Genomic DNA, 20,671 nt, shown 5'->3' on the forward strand with positions numbered 1-20,671 from the left:
GCCCCTCATGCCTCTGCCTTGTTCGATTTTTCTAAACGATGATCGTCAGACGTCACACCTTTACTAAACAACTCGTCCAGCCCCAGCACCAGTTCCCGGCTGGGCCGGGCATGGAAAATGCCCCCTTGGGGCATGCCGCGCAGGAAGAGATAGAAGACCCCGCCAAAATGCCGGTCGAAATCGTAGCCCGGCAGCCGCAAGGCGAGCAGCCGGTGCAGGGCCAGCGAATAGAGCTGGTATTGCAGATCGTAGCGATGCTCGCGCATGGCCCGCTCCAGGGCCGGGCGGCCGTAATCGGCGGGGCTCATGCCAAGGTGGTTCGATTTGTAGTCGAGCAGATACCAGCGCCCCTGCCACTCGAACACCAGGTCGATGAAGCCCTTGAGCATCCCCTGCACGGTGGCAAAACCGAGCGGCTTGCCGCCCCGCGACAGGGGGTCGTGCTGCTGGCAGAGTGCGGTGAGCGCCGGTGCCGTCACCCGCCCCATGGGCAGGAAGAACTCCAGCTCCACCTGTTTGCGCTCGGGGGCCAGATCCCGCAGCCGCACCGGATCCCCAAGGCTGGTCTCAAGGGGAGTATCCAGCACCGCCTCCACCTGCTGTTGCAGCACGGGAGCCCAGCCTTCGTCGAACCCCTCCTGGGCCAGCAGGGCGGCGATGTGCTGTGCCAGTGACTCACCCTTCGCGTGCTCGAAGTCGATGGTCTCGAACAGGCTGTGGAGCAGGGTGCCGGGACGCGCCCCCTTGGGGAAGGTGAAGATGGAAGGGGCGGGCGCCTCCTCTTCCTGCACGGTGACGGCTGCCTCGGTGGCCACCTCGTCGTCGAAGCCGGGGTTGGCCAGCACCCCCTTGCCGTGGCCGTTGCCCTGGGCCGCGAGCCCGGAGTAGGAGCTGATCCACCAGTCCCGCTCAAGCTGCCCCTGGAACGCGCGCACGGTGGGCTCCCCCGGCGTCTCCGCCTCGGCGGGCAGCGGGGCCGGGCGGGTGAGCGAGGGCTCACCGACGGCCACCCCCGGCAGGGCCTGGGCCAGGTCGGTGAGGGCGGTCGCCAGTGTCCCGGCGTCCCCCTCCTCCCCCTTTTGCAGCAGGTAGCCGATGGCGGTGCGGTGCAGGTCGGTCTTCTCCGACTTGCCCGCCCCGGAGCGCACCGGCGCCAGCCCGAGCCAGGTGGCATAGACCCCCCGGGTCAGGGCCACGTAGAGCAGGCGCAAGTCTTCGGCGAGGCGCTCCTTGTCGGCCTCGGCCAGGGACTCTTCGGCGCCGGTGAGATCGAGCACGGTACGATTGCCCGCCTCCCCCGTTTCGTGGAACAGGGGGGTGTCGGCGGCGCGGTGGCTGCAAATGAACGGCAGGAAGACCAGCGGGTACTCCAGCCCCTTGGATTTGTGGATGGTGACGATCTGCACCAGCTTGCGCTCGGATTCCAGGCGAAGTATCTGCTCCCCGTCCTGGCCGTTGGGCTGGCTCACCGCCTCCCCGAGCCAGCGCAGCAGGGCGTACTCCCCGTCCAGCTCGCCGCTCGCCTGTTGCAGCAGTTCGCCGAGATGGAGGAAGTTGGTCAGCCGCCGCTCCCCGTAGGGGCTCGCCAGCAAGGAGGCGGCGAGGTTGCGCCCGTGCATCAGGGCCCGCAGCATGGCCAGCACCCCGTGGCGATGCCAGACCGCGCGGTATCCCATGAACTCCTGCACCGCGCTCTCCCAGGCCCGCTCGTCCGAGGCCAGCGCGTCCAGGGCCCTGGCATCGAGATCGAACAGGCCGGTGGCGAGCGCCGCCCTAAGGCTTCGCTCATCGCTCGGGTTCTGGCAGGCGTGCAGGATCAGCAGGATCTCTCGCGCCTCCACCTGGGCAAGCACGCTCTCGCGGTTCGACAGATAGACGGAGGCGATGGCAAGGCGCGCCAGCTCCTGTTGCACCAGCTTGCCCTCGGCGCCGGTGCGCACCAGCACGGCGATATCCCCGGCCCTGACCGGCTCGCTGCCAAGCATCGCCTTGCCCTCCCGGGCCAGCGTGAGCAGGCGATGGATCTCCGCCGCCGTGGCGCGGGCCATCCTGCTCTGGTACTCCCCCTTGTTGAAGGTGGGCTGACCGGTGAGCTGCCAGCAATGCAGCACGGGGGCGCTCTGCCCCTCGATCAGCAGTGCCCGGCTCTTGCCCTGCGCCTCCACCGGCAGGAAGGGGATGTCCGCCTCGTAGATGAAGGGATCCTTCGCCCGCTCGAACAGGCCGTTGACCGCCGCCACCAGGGCGCGGCTTGAGCGCCAGTTGCGCCCCAGGGTGTAGTGGGCGCTCACATTTCGCCGCGCCTGGATGTAGGTAAAGATGTCCGCGCCACGAAAGCCGTAGATGGCCTGCTTGGGGTCGCCGATCATCAGGAGCGCCGTGTCCTGGTGACCGCCGTAAAGCCGGTGGAAGATGCGGTACTGCTGGGGGTCGGTATCCTGGAATTCATCGATCATGGCGACCCGGTAGGTGGCGCGGATGCGCTCGCACAGCCGCTCCCCCAGGCCCGAGCCGAGCGCCCCGTCGAGATCCCGCAGCAGATCGTCGAAGGAGAGCTGATGGGCCTGGCGCTTGCTCTCCTGCATCCGGCTGCGCACCACCCTGGCCGCCCGCTGCAAGACGAGATCCCGGATGCCGGGTCGGCTCGCCAGCAGGGCGTCTATCTCGCCAAAGAGCGGCAGGGTGGGCACCGTTCCCCCCTTCTTGAGGTTCTCCTCCAGCACCTGCTGGCCGAAGCGCTCCAGCTCCTTGGGCAGGACGTAGCCGCTGGTCTCGTCCTGCGCCCAGTCGCCAATCTTGGCAAGCCAGCCCTCGTAGTTCTTGCCGGTGTAGCGGCTGATCTGCCCCTCGGTCTGGCAGCGGATCTCGTCCGTCTGCGCCAGCCACCCGGCTTTCACCGCCCCGATGCGGGCCATGGCGACGCTGTGCCGCGCCGCCAGGGTCTCGTCCCCCGCCACCGGGCGGATCTCCAGCTCGTCGTTGTCGAGCCAGCTCCCCATCTCCCGCAGCAGGGCGGCGGGGCTCGGCCAGAGCCTTCGCACCGCCCGGGCCAGGGGCTGATCCACCGGATAGAACTCGGCGCGCCAGTAGTCACTCACCGCCTGCAGCCGGAGCCGGCTGTCGTCGGTCAAAAATTCGGTTTCAAAGAGGGCGCCCGACTCGAAGGCGTTCTGCCTGAGCATCCGCTGGCAGAAGCCGTGGATGGTGAAGACCGCCGCCTCGTCCATCTGCCGCTCGGCGGCCAGCAGGCGACGGGCCGCCAGGTCGTGATCCTCCACCTCCACCAGCAGTTGGGCCAGCAGGGTATCCGTGCTGTGACCGCGCATAAAGGCGAGACGCGCCTCGTGGATGCGGGCGCGGATCCGCCCCCTCAGTTCGGCGGTGGCCGCCTCGGTAAAGGTCACCACCAGGATCTCGGTCACCGACAGGGGACGCTCGTGGGCACAGGGCTGACCGGCGTCTCCCCCCTCCTCGCCTGCTTGTTCGATAACCGGGCCGTGGCCCAGCAAGAGGCGCAGATAGAGGCCCGCGATGGTATAGGTCTTGCCGGTCCCGGCGGAGGCCTCGATCAGCCGCTCGCCATAGAGGGGAAAACGCAGGGGATTGAGCGGGTTAGCCATTATTGCAACTCCTCCAGCGCCTGATGGAGCGGGGTCAGGTGTTCACGGGCCAGCCCCTGCAACTGGGCCAGCACCTCGTCATCGAGTTCCGGGAAGCAGCGGGCGACATAGACGTCCTGCCCCTCTCCCGTCACCATGTAGCCGCCGTTGAAGCGGGCAAGCGCCGCCTTGTCGGCCTCCTCCGGCTTTGCCGGATCCTTCTCGATCCCCTTGAGCCACTCCCAGGCGGTGCTCGGGAAGAAGGGCAGCGGCCGCTTCATCCCCTGGGTCCAGAGGGCCACCAGGGCCGCCAACCTGGGCCGCGCCTCGTCCGCCGCAAGCCTTGGCAGCCGCAGACTCTGTTTGGCATCGAACAGCAGGGTGTCGCCGGGGGCGCTGCTCAATGAGAGGCAAAGGTGCTGGATCCAGGCCAGCAGCAGATCCTTGCCGTTGAAGCTGCCGGGTTTGACCACCAGCGCTCGTCCCTTCTGGGTGTCTATCCAGCCCTGAAGCTGCCCCTGGGCCAGGGCGATGTCGATCTCCACCGCCTGTTTGTCCCCCGTCCAGGGGCGCAGCCGCGCCGCCAGCTTGCCCATCTCGCCGTCGATCTCCTCCAGCAGCAGGCTGCCGAACCACCCTTGCGGCAGCAGGCCGGAGAGTTGCAGCCGGTGGCGACGGGCCTCGCTCTCCCCTTCGGTCAGATGGGCATCCAGCAGCAGCGCCTTGAGCTGATAGTGCTGCAGGCCGTCCAGCTCGAAGGGCTCGCTGTCTTCGATGGTCGCCTCCTCCAGCTCGAACCACACCTTGAGGCGGCGGTTGAGGAAGTACCTGGCGGGCTGGCGATAGAAGCGCAGCAGCTCCGCCAGCTCCAGCCCCTGCTCCCTGCCCCACTCCGCGGGCAGGGGCAGATCGCCGCTCTGGAAGTTGGCGGCACCCCGCTCCGGGCTCAGGGCCGGCAGCCAGTCGGCGGCATAGGTGAAGAGACCGGAGCCGGGTTCGGGGTAAAAGTAGGCCGGGCTGTAGGGGGTGAGGGGGTGCGCCACGATCAGGTGTTCGAGCAGCCGCCGGCCCGAGGTGTCGTCGTCGAGATCTTCATCCCCCGCCAGCACGAAGCCCTGGCGCACGTAGTCGATGAGCTCCGCCAGCAGCACGGAGGGCACCTTCTCGCTGTTGTCCTGGGCGCTGAACCCCTGATAGCTGATGTAGAGCCCCTGCTGGGCACTGAGGAGCGCCTCGAGGAAGAGGTAGCGGTCGTCATCCCGGCGGGATCGGTCCCCGCGCCGCGAGGCCACCGCCATCAGATCGAAGCCCATGGGGGGCAGGGTGCGCGGGTAGACGCCGTCGTTCATGCCGAGCAGGCAGACCTGGCGGAAGGGGATGGAGCGCATCGGCATCAGGGTGCAGAAGTTGACCTGACCGGCGAGGAAGCGCTGGCTGGAGCGGGACTCCCCCAGCACGCTGCCGAGGTAGTCCTGCAACAGGTCGGCACTGATGGCCTGCTCGAAGCGGGCCTCGCCGAGCTGGGCCTGCCAGTCGGTGAGCTGGCTGCGGATGAGCTGGAGCTGGCGCTCTTCATCCTCGTCGGCGAGGTAGAAGCGCTCCAGCAGCGCCAGCAGGCAGGCGTGCCATTCGGCCAGCGGCTGTGCCTGTTGCAGCCGGGGCAGAAACTCCGCCAGGGAGTCGACGAACCAGGCGAGCTTGCCGAGGATCAGCCCCTGCTGCCCCTCGATGTCCGCATAGGGCAGGATCCCCGCCACCGGCTCCCCGTCCCCCATGGCAAAACCCAGCAGCATGCGCCGCAGGCCGAACAGCCAGCTGTTGCCGGACAGACGCGGCAGCGCGAAGCGCTCGGGATAGTCGTCATCCAGCCCCCAGCGGATGCCGGTCTCCTGCACCCAGCGCCGCAGCACGTTGAACTCGTCGTCGTCCAGCTCGAAGCGGCGCAGCACGGCGGGCACCTCCAGGATGGCGAGCAGCTCCCCCGCCCCGAAGCGGGCGTTCGGCAGCCTGAGCAGGGCGAGGAAACTTTGCAGCAACGGGCTCTCCTGGCTCGCCGCCCGATCGGAGATCGCAAAGGGGATCTGGCCGCGGGCCCCGCCCCGCCCCTTGCCGCCCTCCTTGCCAAAGACGGCCTGGATGTAGGGGCCGTAGCTGTTGACGTCCGGCATCATCACCACCACGTCTTTGGGGGTGAGGGTGGGATCCTGCTCGAACAGGGCCAGCAGCCGGTCGTGCAGCACCTCGAGCTCCCGCATGGGGCCGTGGCAGGCGTGGATCTGCAAAGTACCGTCATCCAGGCTGACAGGGCTCTTGTGGTGGCTGGCATCGAGACTGAACTCGCCGGCCCCCCGTTCCGCCAGCTCCAGCACGTCTTTCTGGATGGCCCGCAGCAAGGTGACCTTGCCCTCATCGTCGCGATCCTCGATGTCGACGAAGGCCTCGATCTGCGGCACCTCCAGCTCCATCAGCTGGTGCAGGTAGTCGCGCCCCAGCTTGCCCATGGAGGCGAGCAAGGGGTTGGCGGGGCCCTGCAGGGTCTCGAGATCCGTGCCGGGCTTGAGCTTGTTTTCGAGGCGCGCCAGGGTCTTGCGATCGAGCAAGTCCCCCCAGTAGTAGCGGCAGGGGTTGGTCACAAACAGGTGTACCTCCACCTCGGGGCGGCTGCCGAGGGCCAGCAGGGCCTCCACGTAGCGGGGCGGCAGGGCCGAGATGCCGAACACGAAGACCCGTTGCGGCAACCTGCCCGGCAGATCCCGGGTGCGCTCCAGCTCGTGGATGAAGGCCTCGTAGAGGTTGGCGCGGTGGTAGCCGCTGGGGCTGAGAGCCAGGGTGCGGGCCACCAGCTCGCGCCAGAGCCCGGGCTGCCAATCCTGACCGCTCACTCCGGCCAGCTCCTGGCTCAATCCTTCCCCCTCTTCCCAGCGGGCGATCCAGTCCGGCCGGTAGACCAGATACTGGTCGAACAGATCCGCCACCTTCTGGCAGAGCTGCCAGAGCCGCACCTGCTCCGGCGCCGCCCCGTCACTGCCCCCCAGATAGGCCGCGAGGGGCGCAAAGGCGGGTCTGCCGAGCAGGGTGGGCAGAATGGTCATCAGGTGCCAGCTCATGGCCCCCTTGTTGTAGGGGCTCTGGCGCGGCACGTCCGCCAGCACCCGGGTGAACATCTCCCAGATGAAACTCGCGGGCAGGGGAAAGTCGATGTTGGCGGCGATGCCGAACGCCTTGGCCAGCTCCAGCTTGAGCCACTGGGCCATGCCGGGACTCTGCACCAGGATCTGCTCCCGATCGAAGGGGTGGGAGAGCGGAGCCTGCCGGATGCGGCTCACCAGCAGCTCCTTGAGCAGATCCAGCTGATTGGAGTGGTAGAGGGTAAACATGGACGACTCCCGCCAATTTCATGAAGAGGGGGTGCGCGGGGGGACACTCTCTGGCATTCCCGTCACGGCACGCGAATCGGGATTGTCGGGGATCGGGGGATAAGATGCAAAAGGCACTTGTGGCCTCCGGACTGCGCGCCGTCACACCGATGACATCCCCGGAGAGCGGGCACAAAAAAGCCGGTGCAGGGCACCGGCCAAAAGGCGTTGGAAAACTTGAAACGTCAGGGTATTACCAGTGCTTGCCGAGGCGGGCATCCAGGCTGAAAGCCCCTGCACCGGCCGCCGCCAGGGCCAGGAAACCACCGGCCACGGAGACGTTCTTCATGAACATCAGCATCTGCATCTGCTCGGCAGGCTGATAGTGGAAGATGAAGGCGGCCATCAGGGTGAAACCGGCCAGCAACACGGAGAGGCTGCGGGTAAAGAGACCCAGCATGATGGCGAGACCGCCACCCAGCTCCAGCAGGATCACCAGGGGCAGCATGAACCCGGGCACGCCCATGGCTTCCATGTAACCCTGGGTGCCGGCGTAACCGCCGATCTTGCCCCAGCCAGCCATCACGAACATCAGCGCCAGCAGTACACGACCCACCAGCAGTGCCACATCTTTCATCTTGTCCATCGTCATATTCCTTTGCTTACCATCATGGTATTTACAGTGTAAAAGCTAATTGTTAACTCATTCATTTCGCCAAGATTTTTCTATCAAGGCAGGTCAAACAGCAGGGCTTCACTCCCCCTGGAGGCGGTGAGCACCCAGCTCGACTCGTCGCGGCTGAGCAGCCCGTCGCCGGGTCGGGCAGCCAGACCGTTGCCGGTCAGCTCCCCTGAAATCATGTGCAGGTAACCATGACGCCCTTGCAGTGCCCACTCCAGGGTCTCCCCTTCTGCGAGCTGCAGACGCCACACTCTGGCCTGCTGGCGGATCCTGAAGGATCCCGCCTCGCCGTCCGGTGATGCCACCAGCGTCATCCCGGGCTTGTTTTCAATCTTCTTCTGCTGATAACCCGGGGTCGTGCCGTGTTCATTCGGCTCGATCCAGATTTGCAGCAGGGAGAGCGGCTCGGTCTGCGAGGGGTTGTACTCGCTGTGCCGGATGCCGGACCCTGCGCTCATCAGCTGGAAATCCCCCGCCGGTATCTGCTCGGCGTGGCCGAGGCTGTCCTTGTGCTCTATGGTGCCTTGCAGCACGCAGGTGAGGATCTCCATGTTGGCGTGAGGGTGGGTCGCGAAACCGCCACCCGGCGCCACCCGATCCTGATTGATGACCCGCAGGGCAGAGTGTCCCATCCATTCCGGGTCATAGTAGTGACCGAAGGAGAAGCTGTGACGGGCATCCAGCCAGCCAAAGTTGGCCTTGCCCCGTGCTTCTGCGGCTCTCAATTTCATCATGGTGTGCTCCTCACTGACCAAGTTGGTTCATTAACGCTGGCGACCGTCACCCAGACCGAAGGGGATGCGGTAGCTGCTGCTTTCGTTGCCCAGGCTCACCGTCAGCTTGCCCTGGGTGCGGTTCGGGATGGCGACCTGCTGGGTGCCCATCAGGTTGGCGTGGACGGAAGCCAGCAGATCACCGGACTCGTCGCGCACCTCCAGCATGGGGTTGGCCTTGCCGTCCATCGCGGCGGTGGCGCTCCAGTTGACGAACAGCACGCCCGGGGCGGCATTGAAGTCAGCGGGAACGGAAGCCTGGGCGGCACCTGCGGTCATCAGGCCTGCAACGGCCAGCATCTTGATTACGTTTTTCATGTTCATTCACTCTCTTGGGTTTTATGTCATTGCCAAGGCCCCTTGGGCCCGAATCAATGCATCCATGCAAGAGATCATTCAAATACTATGTTGTTCTTTTGCTGACATCAGACATCGTGTTTGGGGATGTCTCAGCCCGGAACTACCTTTTATTTGGCTGCCAGGCGTTCCTGCCTAAGCGTTGATTGAATATTAAAGTGACTTCCCCTAAGTTGTTAGCGAGATAATCTGGTAAACACATTCAAAAAAATTGAAGGTTGGATATGGCCAAGGAATCGAACAAGGAGCGGGCGCTGACCCTGGAGGCGATCCGGGTGCTGGACGCCATCGACCGCCGTGGCAGCTTCGCGGCGGCGGCCGACGAGCTGGGCAAGGTGCCTTCGGCGCTGAGCTACACGGTACAAAAGCTGGAAGACGAGCTGGACGCCATGCTGTTCGACCGCAGCGGCCACAGGACCAAGTTCACCCCGGCGGGCCGCATGCTGCTGGAGCGGGGCCGGGTGCTGCTGGAGGCGGCCGAGCACCTGGTGGGGGAGACCCGGGCCCTCTCCCGTGGCTGGGAGACCGACATCACCATCGCCGTCGACGCCTTGATGCCGGTACAGGCTCTCTACCCCCTGGTGGATCGGCTGGCCGAACAGACCGATACCCGGCTGAGGTTTCGCGCCGAGGTGCTGGCGGGCAGTTGGGAGTGCCTGGAAGATGGCCGCGCCGACCTGCTCATCTCCTCTCTCAATGCCGATATCGCCATGACCGGCATCAAGCACCAGGTGCTCAGGGAGGAGGTGATGCTCTACGTCGCCCACCCCGATCACCCCCTGCATCAGGAACCCGAGCCCCTGGCGGACGAGACCCTGCGCCGCTATCGCGCCATCGCGGTAGCCGACACGGCACTGCGCAAGCCGGTGCTCACCTACCGCCTGCTCGACAAGCAGCCGCGCCTGACCGTCAGCACCATGGGGGAGAAGCGGGACGCCCTGCTGGCGGGGCTCGGCATCGGCACCATGCCGCAACGCTGGATTGAAGAGGACATCAAGGCGGGCAGACTCAAGGTGATCAGTCCCGAATATCGCCACCAGATCCAGGTCGTGCTGGCCTGGCGGCGGGACACCATGGGCAAGGCCAAGAGCTGGCTGGTGCGGGAGATCCCCAAGCTGTTTGCCGGTCAGGGGGAATAAAGGACTGCCTTCCGGGGTCGGTGGCGCAGGAAGTACCAAAACTGCGCCCCATTCTTGACGACGGGCTCAGATTCGGAGAAAAGAAAAAAAGCGGACCTCTTGCGAGTTCCGCTCAATGCCAGGAAAGAATAAAACCTTGCGGTTAAAAAAACCCTTAAATTGGAAGCAAACAATCGTTTTCTCAACCAGGAAGGTATTGAATCCGATTCGTGTTGAATTATGTGCGATGTAATATGCATCACCAGCAAAATGTTGAAAGGTTGAAGGATATGCACCACCGAGTGTCACTTTCTGCCACCTTGCACCACAACTGGTCAGGCCATTTCCGCCATTATCACCGGGTTACCCTCCTCTGGTTTTTCTAGGTGTCAAAATTTGAGCCCGATACAGACAAACCACTCAATTTCTGACACGACTAAAAATGCAGATAAAGGAATAGTTGCATGACCTACAGCCAGACACTGGCCAATCACATCCTCGACACCCTGAAGAAAACCCTGACCGACAAGGGGATCCGCTATCAGACCCTGGCAGAAGCCATGGGGGTTTCCATCGCCACCGTGAAGCGCATGATGAACAAGCCCTCCCTGCCGTTCGACACCCTGCTGGAGATCTGCCATCTGGTGGGACTCTCCTTCGAAGAGCTGCTGGACCGGACCCAGGATGCCCAGAGCCGCCGGGCCGTCTTCACCCAGGAGCAGGACGAGGCGTTTCACAAGGAGCCGGGGCTCTATGCCTTTCTCGCCAACATCTTCTGGCGCGACAAGACCCTTATCGATCTCAAGCGGGAGTACGGCCTGACCGATGCCTCCTGCTACCTCTATCTGCGCAAGCTGGAGAAGCTCGGCATCCTGCAGCTTGGCATCGACAACAGCTACCATTTCCTCATCAGCGAGCGCATCAGCTTCGAGCAGCACAGCCGCTTCGCCCGCCAGCAGGCGCGCCAGGCCATGTCGGTGCTGGGGGACTATCTGGTGGAGAACATGCACAGGCCCAACAACTACATGGCCCTGTGCCAGCTCCATCTGGGGGAGAGCGAGGCCATGGCGCTGATCGATCGCATGAAGGAGTACTGGCATCAGGAGCTCAAGCTCAACCGCCCCGCCATCGGCCAGCGGGAGGGCAGCAAGACCTACACCATGTCGCTGCAACTGGCGGACTGCGGCTACCAGAGCTTCGACGATCTGATCCCCAACATCGACAACTGATCCCGGTGGATCCTGCGGGATCCGCCATGTCAGCGCCAGAACGCCGCTACTCTGCCAGTTGCACCTGCCGCGCGCCGGTGGCGAGCGGTTGCAGTGCCCGGGTATCCAGGCAGATGCGGATGGCGTCCGGTCGCCAGTGCTCGATGTCGCAATCCACCAGCTTCCCCTCCTCGTCATGATTGACCCGCACCAAGCGCAGCACGGCACTCCCCTGGGCCAGGTTGAGAGCGCGGGCTATCTCTCCCCGGGCCGCCGAGGGGGTGATCTCGAGGCTCGCCCAGCCCTGGCCTATGCCATAGCGCTGCCGGTAAAGCTCGGTGAGGGAGCTGGCCAGAGGAGCGCTGGCGATGCCGGGGAAACGGCTCGCCAGCAGGTGATGGCTGACGTGGAGCACCGGGCGACCGTCGATCAGCCGCTGGCGGCGAATTTCATACAGCGGCGTAAAGGGTTCCAGACCCATCCAGCGGCACAACTCGCTGCTGGCAAGCTGGTTGCCATGGGCCAGCACCCGGGTCTCGGCGGTGCGCTGCTGCTCGCCAATCCACTGGTGAAAGTGGGTGTGGATGGCAGGATCGTAGGTGAGGCGGGGCGGCGCCACGAACCAGCCGCGCCGCTCGGCCCGGTAGATGAGGCCGTCCGCCTCGAGGCTGGAGAGTGCCTCCTTGATGGTGATGCGGGTGGTGGCGAATCGCTCGCTCAGGGCCCGTTCGGCGGGCAGCTGCTGCCCCGCCGCCAGGTGTCCGCTGCCGATATAGCGGCGCAGGGTCCGGCAAATCAGTTCACACTTGGAGGGTGTGCGGCCATCGGCCATCCCCTGTTCACTCAATCGCTCTGTCACTGTCACATCCCTGTCGGTCATTCGGATTTGCACACCACTGGAGTAGACCAGAGGTTGTCGACCCCGAGTTGTAACCGCCCCTGATGACAGCGCCATGACAGGGCGATTGTCACGAAACTGCCATCAAAGCGCCCCGCCACCGTCATATTTCCCCTCTAGCATCCCTCTCGAACCTTAACTGACCTAGTCCAGAGGGATGGGATGATGAAAAGCGTGATCGCAAGTGCACTGGCCCTGGTGGCCATCAGTCAACCGCTGTTTGCCGCCGAGAACATCGCGGATCTCGAAAAAGCCGCCCGCGGTGAGGGCCAGCTCCAGAGCGTCGGCATGCCGGACAGCTGGGCCAACTGGAAGGATACCTGGCAGCAGCTCGGCAGCATCTACGGCATCAAGCATCAGGATACCGACATGAGCTCCGCCCAGGAGATCGCCAAGTTTGCCGCCGAGAAGGCCAATGCCACCGCCGACATCGGCGACGTGGGCGGCGCCTTCGGCCCGGTCGCGGTCAAGCAGGGGGTCACCCAACCCTACAAGCCCTCCACCTGGGCCGACATTCCCAACTGGGCCAAGGATGCGGATGGTCACTGGATGCTGGCCTATACCGGCACAATCGCCTTCCTGATCAACAAGGATCTGGTCAAGGCAGCCCCCACCAGCTGGCAATCGCTGCTGGGCGGCAACTACAAGGTGACGCTGGGTGATGTGGGTGTTGCCTCCCAAGCCAACAACGGTGTGCTGGCGGCGGCCTATGCCACCGGTGGCAGCGAGAAGAATCTCAAGCCCGCCCTGGAGTTGTTCGGCAAGCTGGCCCAGCAGGGTCGCCTGTCGCTGAATGACCCGACCATCGCCAACATCGAGAAGGGCGAAGTGGAAGTGGGGGTGCTGTGGGACTTCAACGCCCTCAACTACCGCGACCAGATCGACCCCAAGAAGTTTGAAGTGGTGATCCCGAGCGACGGCTCCGTCATCGCCGGTTACACCACCATCATCAACAAGTGGGCCAAGAACCCCAACGCCGCCAAGCTGGCGCGGGAATACATCCTCTCCGATGCCGGTCAGATCAACCTGGCCCGCGGCTATGCCCGCCCGATCCGCAGCAACGTTGCGCTGCCGGATGACGTGAAGGCCAAGCTGCTGCCGGCCGAGCAGTATGCCAAGGCCAAGCCGGTGCAGGATCACGCCGCCTGGGAGCAGAGCTCCAAGGCCCTGCCGCGTCAGTGGCAAGAGAACGTCATGATCTACATGCAGTAAGGAGCGGCCAGTGCAACACAAGGTGATAGTGGTACTTGTGGATGGCCTCTCTGCCGGGGTAGCCCATGGGATGGGCTACCTCGCAGGCATGGTGGAGGCGGAGCGCGGCCTCTATACGACCCTCAGCTGCGCCCTGCCATCCCTCTCCCGGCCTCTCTACGAGTGCATCCTGACCGGCGTTCCGCCGGTAGCGAGCGGCATCACCCACAACGGGGTGAGTCGTCTCAGTCTGCATGACTCCATCTTCCATCTGGCCCGCGCCTCGGGCAAACGCACCGCAGCGGCGGCCTACCACTGGGTGAGCGAGCTTTACAACAAGAGCCCCTGGCTGGCGGCCCGCGATCGCTTTACCCACGATGAGCAACTGCCCATCCAGCACGGCTGCTTCTACTGGGATGACGCCTACCCCGACAGCCACCTGCTGATGGACGGCGAGTGGCTGCGCAGCCAGTACGACCCCGATTTTCTGCTGATCCACCCCATGGGGGTGGACGATGCGGGCCACCAGTTTGGTCTCGATTCCCGCCAGTACCGCAATCAGGCGCGCCGCATGGACAGCCTGCTGGCCGACCTGCTGCCCCAGTGGCTGGCAGAGGGGTATCAGGTGGTGATCACCTCGGATCACGGCATGAACAACGATCTCAGCCATGGCGGCACCCTGGCCGAGGAGCGCACTGTGCCACTCTGGCTCTTTGGCGACGCCTTCGTCGAGCGCTGGCCGGATGGGGTGGCGATCGCCCAGACCCAGCTCTGCGCCCTGATGGCGGATCTGCTGGGAGTTCCCCACGACAAGCCGGCAGCCCCCCCGCTGCTCAAGGCGGCCTTTATGCGCGAGGTGCACTGATGATGCCTGCCACCACCGAGATCCTCGCGGATCAACAGGTGAAGCCACGCCGGGTGCGCCGCCACTGGCTGCCGGTCCTGGTGCTGCTGCCGTTTATCCTCTTGATGATCCTGTTCCAGCTCGCCCCCATGGTGTGGGTGCTGGTGGGCAGTTTCCAGACCCCGGATGGCTGGGGCATCGACTACTACCGGGAGATTTTGAGCTCCCCCTTCTACCTGCAATCGTTCGGCAACTCGCTGCGCATCGCCAGTATCGCCAGTCTGGCGGGGCTTGCCATCGGCACCCTCGGGGCAGCCGCGCTGCGCCACAGCGGTGAGAGGGTCAAGCGGCTGCTGCTGGCCTTTGTCACCATGACCGGCAACTTCAGCGGTGTGCCGCTGGCGTTCGCCTTCATCATCGTGCTCGGCATCAACGGTGCGGTGACCCTGCTGCTGAAATCCTGGGGCCTTATCGACGGCTTCAACCTCTACTCGGGCAGCGGCCTTATCCTCATCTACACCTACTTCCAGATCCCGCTTGCCCTGCTGCTGCTCTACCCGGCGTTCGATGCGCTGCAGGATGAGTGGCCGCAAGCGGCCGCGCTGCTCGGCGCCAGCAAGGGGCAGTATGTGTGGCACGTGGCGCTGCCGGTGCTGACGCCCGCCTTGCTCGGCACCCTGATCATCCTGTTTGCCAACGCGGTGGGAGCCTATGCCTCTGCCTACGCTCTCACCACCGGCAACTTCAACCTGGTGACCATCCGGGTGGCCAGTCTGGTCTCCGGCGACATCTTCCTCGAGCCGAATCTCGCGGCGGCGCTGGCGGTGATCCTGATGGTGCTGCTGGGGGTGGTGACGGCCGCCAACCAGTGGTTGCTGAAAAAGAGCTATGTGAACAAGGGGCAATCCCATGCATGATTTGACGCCGCGCTGGCCCAGATGGGTGCTGGGGGCGCTGGTCGCCACCCTGCTGCTGCCGCTGCTGGCTACCTTTCTCTACTCCATCTCCACCCGCTGGGGGGCGACCCTGCTGCCGGACGGCTTCACCCTCGAGTGGTATCTCAAACTCTGGGGCGACCCGCGCTTTCTGGCGGCCTTTGGCCGCAGCCTCCTGGTCTGTTTCGCTACCCTGCTGCTTGGGACCCTGGTGCTGGTGCCTACCGTGCTGGTGGTGGCCTACTACTTCCCCAGGCTGGATCCCTGGATGAACCTCTTGATCCTGCTCCCCTTCGCGGTGCCGCCCGTGGTCTCTTCGGTGGGGCTGCTGCAGATCTACGCTGACGGCGTGCTGCCGATTATCGGCACGCCGTGGATCCTGATCGGGACCTGGTTCACCGTGGTCCTCCCCTTCATGTACCGGGCGCTGGCCAACAGCCTGCAAGGGGTGCCGCTCAAGGATCTGATGGATGCCGCTCACCTGCTGGGGGCGAGCAGTGCCCGCGCCTTCCTGCTGGTGGTGATCCCCTGCCTGCGCAAGGGGCTGCTGGCGGCGCTGTTTCTCTCCCTCTCCTTCCTGCTCGGGGAGTTCGTGTTTGCCAACATGCTGGTGGGCACCCGTTACGAGACCCTGCAGGTCTACCTCTACAACATGCGTGCCACCTCGGGCCACTTCACCAGCGCACTGGTGATGAGCTACTTCCTGCTGACCCTGCTGCTCACCTGGGCAGCCAACAGATTTCATCGGTGAATCAACATGTTCCATCTAGAAGTGAATCAACTGCACAAATCCTACGGCGACACCAAGGTGTTCGAGGGAATTGAATTCGGCATCCGCAAGGGGGAGCTGGTGACCCTGCTTGGCCCCTCCGGCTGCGGCAAGTCCACCCTGCTGCGGGCCCTGGCCGGGCTCACCCCGGTGGATGGCGGTCAGGTGCGGGTGGCCGGTGAGGACATTACCTGGCAGGAGCCCCAGAAGCGGGGCATCGGCATGGTGTTCCAGAGCTATGCGCTCTTCCCCAACATGACGGTGTGGGACAACGTTGCTTTCGGCCTCAAGATGAAGCCCCAGCCGGGGCGGGATCTCGCCGCCAGCGTGCAAGAGGCGCTGGCGCTGGTGGAGCTGACCGGCTTCGAGCGCCGCTATCCGGGCGAACTCTCCGGCGGCCAGCGCCAGCGGGTAGCGCTGGCCCGCGCCCTGGTGGTGCAACCCCGGATCCTCTTGCTGGATGAGCCCCTCTCGGCGCTGGATGCCCGCATCCGCCGCAGCCTGCGCCAGCAGATCCGCGCGATCCAGCAGCGCCTCGAGCTCACCACCATCTTCGTGACCCACGATCAGGAGGAGGCGTTGACCCTGTCGGATCGGATCTTCCTGATGAACAAGGGCTCCATCGTCCAGAGCGGCACGCCGGAGCAGATCTACACCCGCCCCGCCAGCGAGTTCGTGGCGGGCTTTATCGGCAACTACAACCTGCTGGGTGGCGAGCAGGCCAAATCCCTGTTCGGCCCGCGCTTTCGCGGCAAGCTGGCGCTGCGGCCGGAGTCCATCACCCTGCTGCCCGCAGGGGCGGTCAGCCACGAGCCCAGCCTGCCCGGCATCGTTCGCCAGCAGCAGCTGCTCGGCAACGTCATCCGCTATCAGGTGGAGTGCGAGGCGGGGCTGTTGACGGTGGATTGCCTCAACCGCCGTGCCGGCGATCTGCTGCCGGTAGGCAGCGCCGTGACCCTGGTGGTGGCCCGGGATCAACTCTGTGAGGTAGCATAACGCCATGAATCCCATTCATTTTTCAGCCAGTACCCCGATGCTGGCAGCCAACCCGAGGAGCAGCCATGGCCCTGGCACTGTTTGATCTGGACGAGACCCTGATAGCGGGGGATTCCGCCAGCCTCTGGCTGGAGTACATGGTGGCCCAGGAGCTGGCCCCGGCGGGCATGGTGGCCGAGGAGCAGGCCATGATGTCCCTCTACCATCAGGGCAAGATGGACATGCACCAGTACATGGCCTTCACCCTGCAACCGCTGGCAGGCAGGACGCGCCAGTGGCTCGACTCCCTCTGCACCCGCTTTGCCGAACAGGTGCTGCGGGAGCGTCTCTACCCCGAGGGGCTGGCCCGCATCGAGTGGCACCGCCAGCGTGGCGACGAGCTGGTGCTCATCTCCGCCTCCGGCGAGCATCTGGTGGCCCCCATGGCGCAGATGCTGGGGATGGATCACTGCGTGGCCATCCTGCTCGACGAGGAAGCCGGCATGCTGACCGGCCAGACCCGCGGCACCCTGAGTTTTCGCGAAGGCAAGGTGGCCCGCATCAACCAGCTCTTTGCCGGAAAGGAACACCTCTGGCAGGGGAGCTTTGGCTACAGCGATTCCCACAACGATCTGCCCATGCTGCAGGCGGTGAGCCATCCCCATGCGGTCAATCCGGCCCCCGCCCTGCGCCAGTGCGCCGAGGAGCTGGGCTGGCCCCTCTGGACCTGGCAGTTGCACCCTTGATCCGCGCAATGAAGAAGAGGCCCTCAGGCCTCTTCTTTGCTCAACATGCCATCCCCTGAGGGCGAGTCGTCCCGGGGAGCCAGGGGATCCACCATGTAGATGCGATTCTTGCCGTCACCCTTGGCGCGATAGACCTCGGCATCGACCATGGTCAGCAGGCTCCTGGCCCCAAGCCCGGGGGCACTCGCCACCAGGCCGCCGCTGAAGGTGATCCCAAGACCGGGTTCACGCCAGTGCAGGGAGGCCACCCCCATCCTGTACTGCTCCAGCAGCATCTGGCAGAAGTGGATATCCGGATTGGCGAACAGCACCACCAGCTCTTCCCCGCCATAGCGGCATACCCAGCCATGATCCCCCAGCAGCTTGGCGCCAAAGCTGGCCACCCGCTTGAGCACCACGTCCCCGGTCTGGTGACCATAGGTGTCATTGATCCGCTTGAAACCGTCCAGATCGATCATGGCCAGGCAGAAGCGGTCCTGATCGAGCAGCAGCCGATTCAACCGCTCGTCGAAGAAGCGCCGGTTGTAAAGGCCGGTCAGCTTGTCGAGGTTCGCCTGCTGGCGCACCTCGTGATAATCCTTGCTCACCTCCGCCAGCTCGGCATAGACGTGCCTGAGCTCGCGCATCCCCCCCTGGTGCACCTCGTCAGGCTGGGTCCGGCTGGCCCGGATCACGGTGGAGATCTCGTCCAGCATCCGCCTGAAATAACGGGACCAGATCAGTGCCAGCACCATGTAGAGCACGCTGGCCAGCACGATGATCCCGAGCACGTTGAGGGAGGCGCTCGCCACCACCGCCTGGATGCTGGAGGCGGGCAACACGCTGATCAGCACCCAGTTGTGGTCCGGCAGGCGGCTGTAGGCCACGAACTGGCGAGACGCCTGATCCAGGAAGATGCCGTCCTCCCCGCTGAAGCGGGAGAGCCAGGTCGGGTGGGTCATGGGCTTGAGCAGTTGTGAGGGATCGGGGTGGGCCAGCACCTTGCCCGACTGGTTGACGATCATCTGGTAACCGCTGTTCCACTGCCGGTTCAGCTGGGCGGAGAAGGGGGCCAGGATTGCATCCACCGCGAAGACCCCCCGCACCTTGCCCTCCTTGTCGGTGATGGCCCGCGCCAGGGCGATCACCAGCGTGCCGTTGGTGTAGTCGTAGTAGGGTTCGGTCCAGACCATCTTGCCCACATGCTGGCTGGCCAGCTGATACCAGGGGCGCACCCTGGGATCGAAGTCCGCATCCGCCTGCCATTCGGGGTAGATCAGCATCTGGCGTTCGGCGGTGCCCACATAGATGTAGATGAGATCCGCCATCACCCCCTTGTAGAGGCGCCACTCCCTGAGATAGGAGTCGGTGTTGCGCAGACGGGGGCCGCTGATGTCCTCCACCTTGATCTGGTCGTAGATGAGGGAGAACTGACGCTCCATCTCGTTCAGGTAGGGCTCGATGAAGACGTGGCGCAACTGGTGATTGGTGGCGAGCAGGCGCTGTTGCAGCTCTCGCTGCAGGCTGCGCTCCATGTGCAGGTAGTAGATGGCGCCCAGCATCAGGACGGGAATGAAGAGCAGAAGCAGGCCCAGGCGCATCCGTGCCACCAGGGACCAGGTCTTTTTGGAGACTGCTCGCTTATCCAACCCTGACTCCATGCTATCCCCTGACATCGTGTAGTGTCAGAATATCAGCCCCACCTGATGGCGTCCAAAGGGAAGCGCATCAGGTGGCCAACGAGAAGGAACTGGCCTGGATGTTGAAACCGGAACTGCTGACTGCCCTCCATTACTGCGCCGTGATCACCCTGACCGGTGCCATCACCTCGGAGTATTTCCTGTTCCGGCGCGGCATGTCCATCGAGCAGGTGCGCAAGCTGCTGCTGGCTGACAGCCTGGCCGCCCTGGCCCTGCTGCTCATCTTCATCACGGGCGTGCTGCTGGTGGTCGCCCATCCCCAGCCACCGGCCATCCTGTTTGCCAATCCGGGTTACCGCACCAAGCTGCTGATGTTCTTCGCCATGGCCATCAGCTTTGGCTACCCCAGCCGGCTGTTCCACCACTGGCGCCGATCCTTGCGCCAGGGACGGGCTCCCCTTGTCTCCACCCAGCAGCAGTTCTGGGTGATCTGGATCCTTAGGGGCAACCTGCTGCTGCTCGCCCTGCTGCCCCTGCTCGCCAAGCTGGCCAGCCGCTGATCCTGCCCTCGCCCGGCAACAAATGGCTGACGACAAACGCCCCTTCTCGCAGGTATCGTAATGGCGGGGCCCGAGTGCCGCCGAGACTCTTTCTCAGGGATGATTCCGTATGCGTTCAAACATGATGTTATTGATGGCCGCCGCCATCTGGGGGCTGGGCTTCGTCGCCCAGCGTCTGGGGATGGATCACATGGGGCCCTTCACCTTCAACGGCCTGCGCTTCCTGCTGGGCGCCCTCTCCCTGCTGCCGCTCTTGTGGTGGCTCAAGTCACGCCAGCCGCCCCAGCCTGCCGGTGATCACCGCCTGCTGCTGACCGGGGGCCTCATCGCCGGCACCGTGCTCTTCTCCGCCGCCTCCCTGCAACAGGTGGGGCTGCTCTACACCACGGCCGCCAAGGCGGGCTTCATCACCGGCCTCTACATCATCCTGGTCCCCGTCATCGGCCTGGCCCTGCGCCACAAGACCGGGGCCAACACCTGGGTAGGCGCCCTCATCGCCATGGCCGGGCTCTACTACCTCAGCGTCACCGAGGAGTTCACCATCGGCTACGGCGATCTGCTGCAAGTGATCGGGGCCCTGTTCTGGGCCGTGCACCTGCTGGTGCTGGATCACTACTCGAACCGGGTCGCCCCCATTCGTCTTGCCGGGGTGCAGTTCGTGGTGTGCGGCCTGCTCAGCCTGGCCACGGCCTTCATCATCGAGACCCCGACGGCGAGTGGTGCCGTGGCGGGATGGCAGGCGCTGCTCTACGCCGGTCTGGTCTCGGTCGGCATCGGCTATACCCTGCAGGTGGTGGGGCAGCGCGGTGCCCATCCGGCCCACGCCGCCATCATCCTCAGCCTTGAGACGGTGTTCGCCGCCATCGGCGGTGTCCTGCTGCTGGGGGAACATCTGGACGAACGGGCCGTGGTCGGCTGCGCCCTGATGCTGGCGGGGATGCTCATCTCCCAGATCCGGCTTCGCTGGTGGTGGAAGTCCCGCCGCAACAAGGTGCCCAGCCAGCCCTGATATCTGCGGTGGTCATGGACCCCAAATTAAAC

Annotated in this window: 17 protein-coding genes; 10 read left to right on the forward strand and 7 right to left on the reverse strand. The window is 64.7% G+C overall.

Annotated features, from left to right (window positions below; translation table 11 throughout):
* Window positions 1–5: 5 nt before the first annotated feature.
* The 5 genes from recB to OKC41_RS16990 all read right to left on the reverse strand — a co-directional run bounded on the left by recB (window position 6) and on the right by OKC41_RS16990 (window position 8,734).
* On the reverse strand, window positions 6–3,620 hold the full coding sequence (gene recB / locus OKC41_RS16970) for an exodeoxyribonuclease V subunit beta (RefSeq protein WP_270672196.1): 3,615 nt from the start codon (window positions 3,618–3,620) through the stop codon (window positions 6–8).
* Window positions 3,620–6,976 carry an exodeoxyribonuclease V subunit gamma gene (gene recC, locus OKC41_RS16975; protein WP_270672197.1) on the reverse strand — a complete coding sequence of 1,119 codons (3,357 nt, stop codon included), beginning with the start codon at window positions 6,974–6,976 and terminating at the stop codon, window positions 3,620–3,622. The genes recB and recC overlap by 1 nt, the downstream gene beginning before the upstream one ends.
* A 232-nt stretch (window positions 6,977–7,208) precedes the next feature.
* On the reverse strand, window positions 7,209–7,601 hold the full coding sequence (locus OKC41_RS16980) for a DoxX family protein (protein ID WP_010675909.1): 393 nt from the start codon (window positions 7,599–7,601) through the stop codon (window positions 7,209–7,211).
* A gap of 83 nt (window positions 7,602–7,684) precedes the next feature.
* Entirely contained in the window at window positions 7,685–8,371 is a 687-nt protein-coding gene (locus OKC41_RS16985; RefSeq protein WP_010675910.1) for a pirin family protein, read from the reverse strand.
* Between the two features lie 30 nt (window positions 8,372–8,401).
* Window positions 8,402–8,734, reverse strand: coding sequence for a hypothetical protein (locus OKC41_RS16990; protein WP_201895227.1), 333 nt, complete (start codon window positions 8,732–8,734; stop codon window positions 8,402–8,404).
* Between the two features lie 257 nt (window positions 8,735–8,991).
* Between OKC41_RS16990 and OKC41_RS16995 the strand changes: the two genes are divergently transcribed.
* Window positions 8,992–9,906: a LysR family transcriptional regulator gene (locus OKC41_RS16995; protein ID WP_010675912.1), complete on the forward strand. Its 915-nt coding sequence runs from the start codon at window positions 8,992–8,994 to the stop codon at window positions 9,904–9,906.
* A gap of 443 nt (window positions 9,907–10,349) precedes the next feature.
* Entirely contained in the window at window positions 10,350–11,114 is a 765-nt protein-coding gene (locus tag OKC41_RS17000) for a helix-turn-helix transcriptional regulator (RefSeq protein ID WP_010675913.1), read from the forward strand.
* A gap of 46 nt (window positions 11,115–11,160) precedes the next feature.
* Here OKC41_RS17000 and OKC41_RS17005 read toward each other — a convergent pair whose 3' ends face one another.
* On the reverse strand, window positions 11,161–11,973 hold the full coding sequence (locus OKC41_RS17005) for a UTRA domain-containing protein (protein WP_270672198.1): 813 nt from the start codon (window positions 11,971–11,973) through the stop codon (window positions 11,161–11,163).
* Window positions 11,974–12,156: 183 nt separating this feature from the next.
* Here OKC41_RS17005 and OKC41_RS17010 point away from each other — a divergent pair, with 183 nt between their 5' ends.
* The 6 genes from OKC41_RS17010 (at window position 12,157) to OKC41_RS17035 (ending at window position 17,451) form a co-directional block, all read left to right on the forward strand.
* On the forward strand, window positions 12,157–13,203 hold the full coding sequence (locus OKC41_RS17010) for an ABC transporter substrate-binding protein (RefSeq protein WP_270672199.1): 1,047 nt from the start codon (window positions 12,157–12,159) through the stop codon (window positions 13,201–13,203).
* Between the two features lie 10 nt (window positions 13,204–13,213).
* Window positions 13,214–14,047, forward strand: coding sequence for an alkaline phosphatase family protein (locus OKC41_RS17015; protein ID WP_270672201.1), 834 nt, complete (start codon window positions 13,214–13,216; stop codon window positions 14,045–14,047).
* Entirely contained in the window at window positions 14,047–14,943 is an 897-nt protein-coding gene (locus OKC41_RS17020; RefSeq protein ID WP_270672202.1) for an ABC transporter permease subunit, read from the forward strand. Before OKC41_RS17015 ends, OKC41_RS17020 begins: the two co-directional genes overlap by 1 nt.
* Window positions 14,936–15,712: an ABC transporter permease gene (locus OKC41_RS17025; RefSeq protein ID WP_270672203.1), complete on the forward strand. Its 777-nt coding sequence runs from the start codon at window positions 14,936–14,938 to the stop codon at window positions 15,710–15,712. The genes OKC41_RS17020 and OKC41_RS17025 overlap by 8 nt, the downstream gene beginning before the upstream one ends.
* Before the next feature lie 6 nt (window positions 15,713–15,718).
* The gene (locus OKC41_RS17030; RefSeq protein ID WP_202044922.1) at window positions 15,719–16,726 is read left to right on the forward strand and encodes an ABC transporter ATP-binding protein; all 1,008 of its coding nucleotides are present in this window, start codon (window positions 15,719–15,721) and stop codon (window positions 16,724–16,726) included.
* A 65-nt stretch (window positions 16,727–16,791) separates the two neighbouring features.
* Entirely contained in the window at window positions 16,792–17,451 is a 660-nt protein-coding gene (locus OKC41_RS17035; RefSeq protein ID WP_104452156.1) for an HAD family phosphatase, read from the forward strand.
* 23 nt (window positions 17,452–17,474) lie between these two features.
* Here the strand turns inward: OKC41_RS17035 and OKC41_RS17040 are convergent, their stop codons facing one another.
* On the reverse strand, window positions 17,475–19,079 hold the full coding sequence (locus OKC41_RS17040) for a diguanylate cyclase (RefSeq protein WP_270672204.1): 1,605 nt from the start codon (window positions 19,077–19,079) through the stop codon (window positions 17,475–17,477).
* 110 nt (window positions 19,080–19,189) lie between these two features.
* Here OKC41_RS17040 and OKC41_RS17045 point away from each other — a divergent pair, with 110 nt between their 5' ends.
* Together OKC41_RS17045 and OKC41_RS17050 are read left to right on the forward strand one after the other, a co-directional pair.
* Window positions 19,190–19,630, forward strand: a complete 441-nt coding sequence (locus tag OKC41_RS17045; RefSeq protein ID WP_029314852.1) for a DUF2214 family protein — start codon at window positions 19,190–19,192, stop codon at window positions 19,628–19,630.
* Window positions 19,631–19,739: 109 nt separating this feature from the next.
* On the forward strand, window positions 19,740–20,639 hold the full coding sequence (locus tag OKC41_RS17050; protein ID WP_039040136.1) for a DMT family transporter: 900 nt from the start codon (window positions 19,740–19,742) through the stop codon (window positions 20,637–20,639).
* Window positions 20,640–20,671 lie beyond the last annotated feature (32 nt).

This window comes from Aeromonas sp. QDB17 (assembly GCF_027705305.1).
In the GTDB taxonomy this organism is placed as follows: Bacteria; Pseudomonadota; Gammaproteobacteria; order Enterobacterales; family Aeromonadaceae; genus Aeromonas; species Aeromonas caviae.

Bases quoted from the DNA above. Each gene is read 5' to 3' on its own strand.
- OKC41_RS17035 (WP_104452156.1), top strand. From the start codon at position 16,792: ATGGCCCTGGCACTGTTTGATCTGGACGAGACCCTGATAGCGGGGGAT.
- OKC41_RS17005 (WP_270672198.1), bottom strand. From the start codon at position 11,973: ATGACCGACAGGGATGTGACAGTGACAGAGCGATTGAGTGAACAGGGG.
- recC (WP_270672197.1), bottom strand. From the start codon at position 6,976: ATGTTTACCCTCTACCACTCCAATCAGCTGGATCTGCTCAAGGAGCTG.
- OKC41_RS17030 (WP_202044922.1), top strand. From the start codon at position 15,719: ATGTTCCATCTAGAAGTGAATCAACTGCACAAATCCTACGGCGACACC.
- OKC41_RS16995 (WP_010675912.1), top strand. From the start codon at position 8,992: ATGGCCAAGGAATCGAACAAGGAGCGGGCGCTGACCCTGGAGGCGATC.
- OKC41_RS17045 (WP_029314852.1), top strand. From the start codon at position 19,190: ATGTTGAAACCGGAACTGCTGACTGCCCTCCATTACTGCGCCGTGATC.
- recB (WP_270672196.1), bottom strand. From the start codon at position 3,620: ATGGCTAACCCGCTCAATCCCCTGCGTTTTCCCCTCTATGGCGAGCGG.
- OKC41_RS16980 (WP_010675909.1), bottom strand. From the start codon at position 7,601: ATGGACAAGATGAAAGATGTGGCACTGCTGGTGGGTCGTGTACTGCTG.
- OKC41_RS16990 (WP_201895227.1), bottom strand. From the start codon at position 8,734: ATGAACATGAAAAACGTAATCAAGATGCTGGCCGTTGCAGGCCTGATG.
- OKC41_RS17000 (WP_010675913.1), top strand. From the start codon at position 10,350: ATGACCTACAGCCAGACACTGGCCAATCACATCCTCGACACCCTGAAG.
- OKC41_RS16985 (WP_010675910.1), bottom strand. From the start codon at position 8,371: ATGATGAAATTGAGAGCCGCAGAAGCACGGGGCAAGGCCAACTTTGGC.
- OKC41_RS17010 (WP_270672199.1), top strand. From the start codon at position 12,157: ATGAAAAGCGTGATCGCAAGTGCACTGGCCCTGGTGGCCATCAGTCAA.
- OKC41_RS17025 (WP_270672203.1), top strand. From the start codon at position 14,936: ATGCATGATTTGACGCCGCGCTGGCCCAGATGGGTGCTGGGGGCGCTG.
- OKC41_RS17050 (WP_039040136.1), top strand. From the start codon at position 19,740: ATGCGTTCAAACATGATGTTATTGATGGCCGCCGCCATCTGGGGGCTG.
- OKC41_RS17020 (WP_270672202.1), top strand. From the start codon at position 14,047: ATGATGCCTGCCACCACCGAGATCCTCGCGGATCAACAGGTGAAGCCA.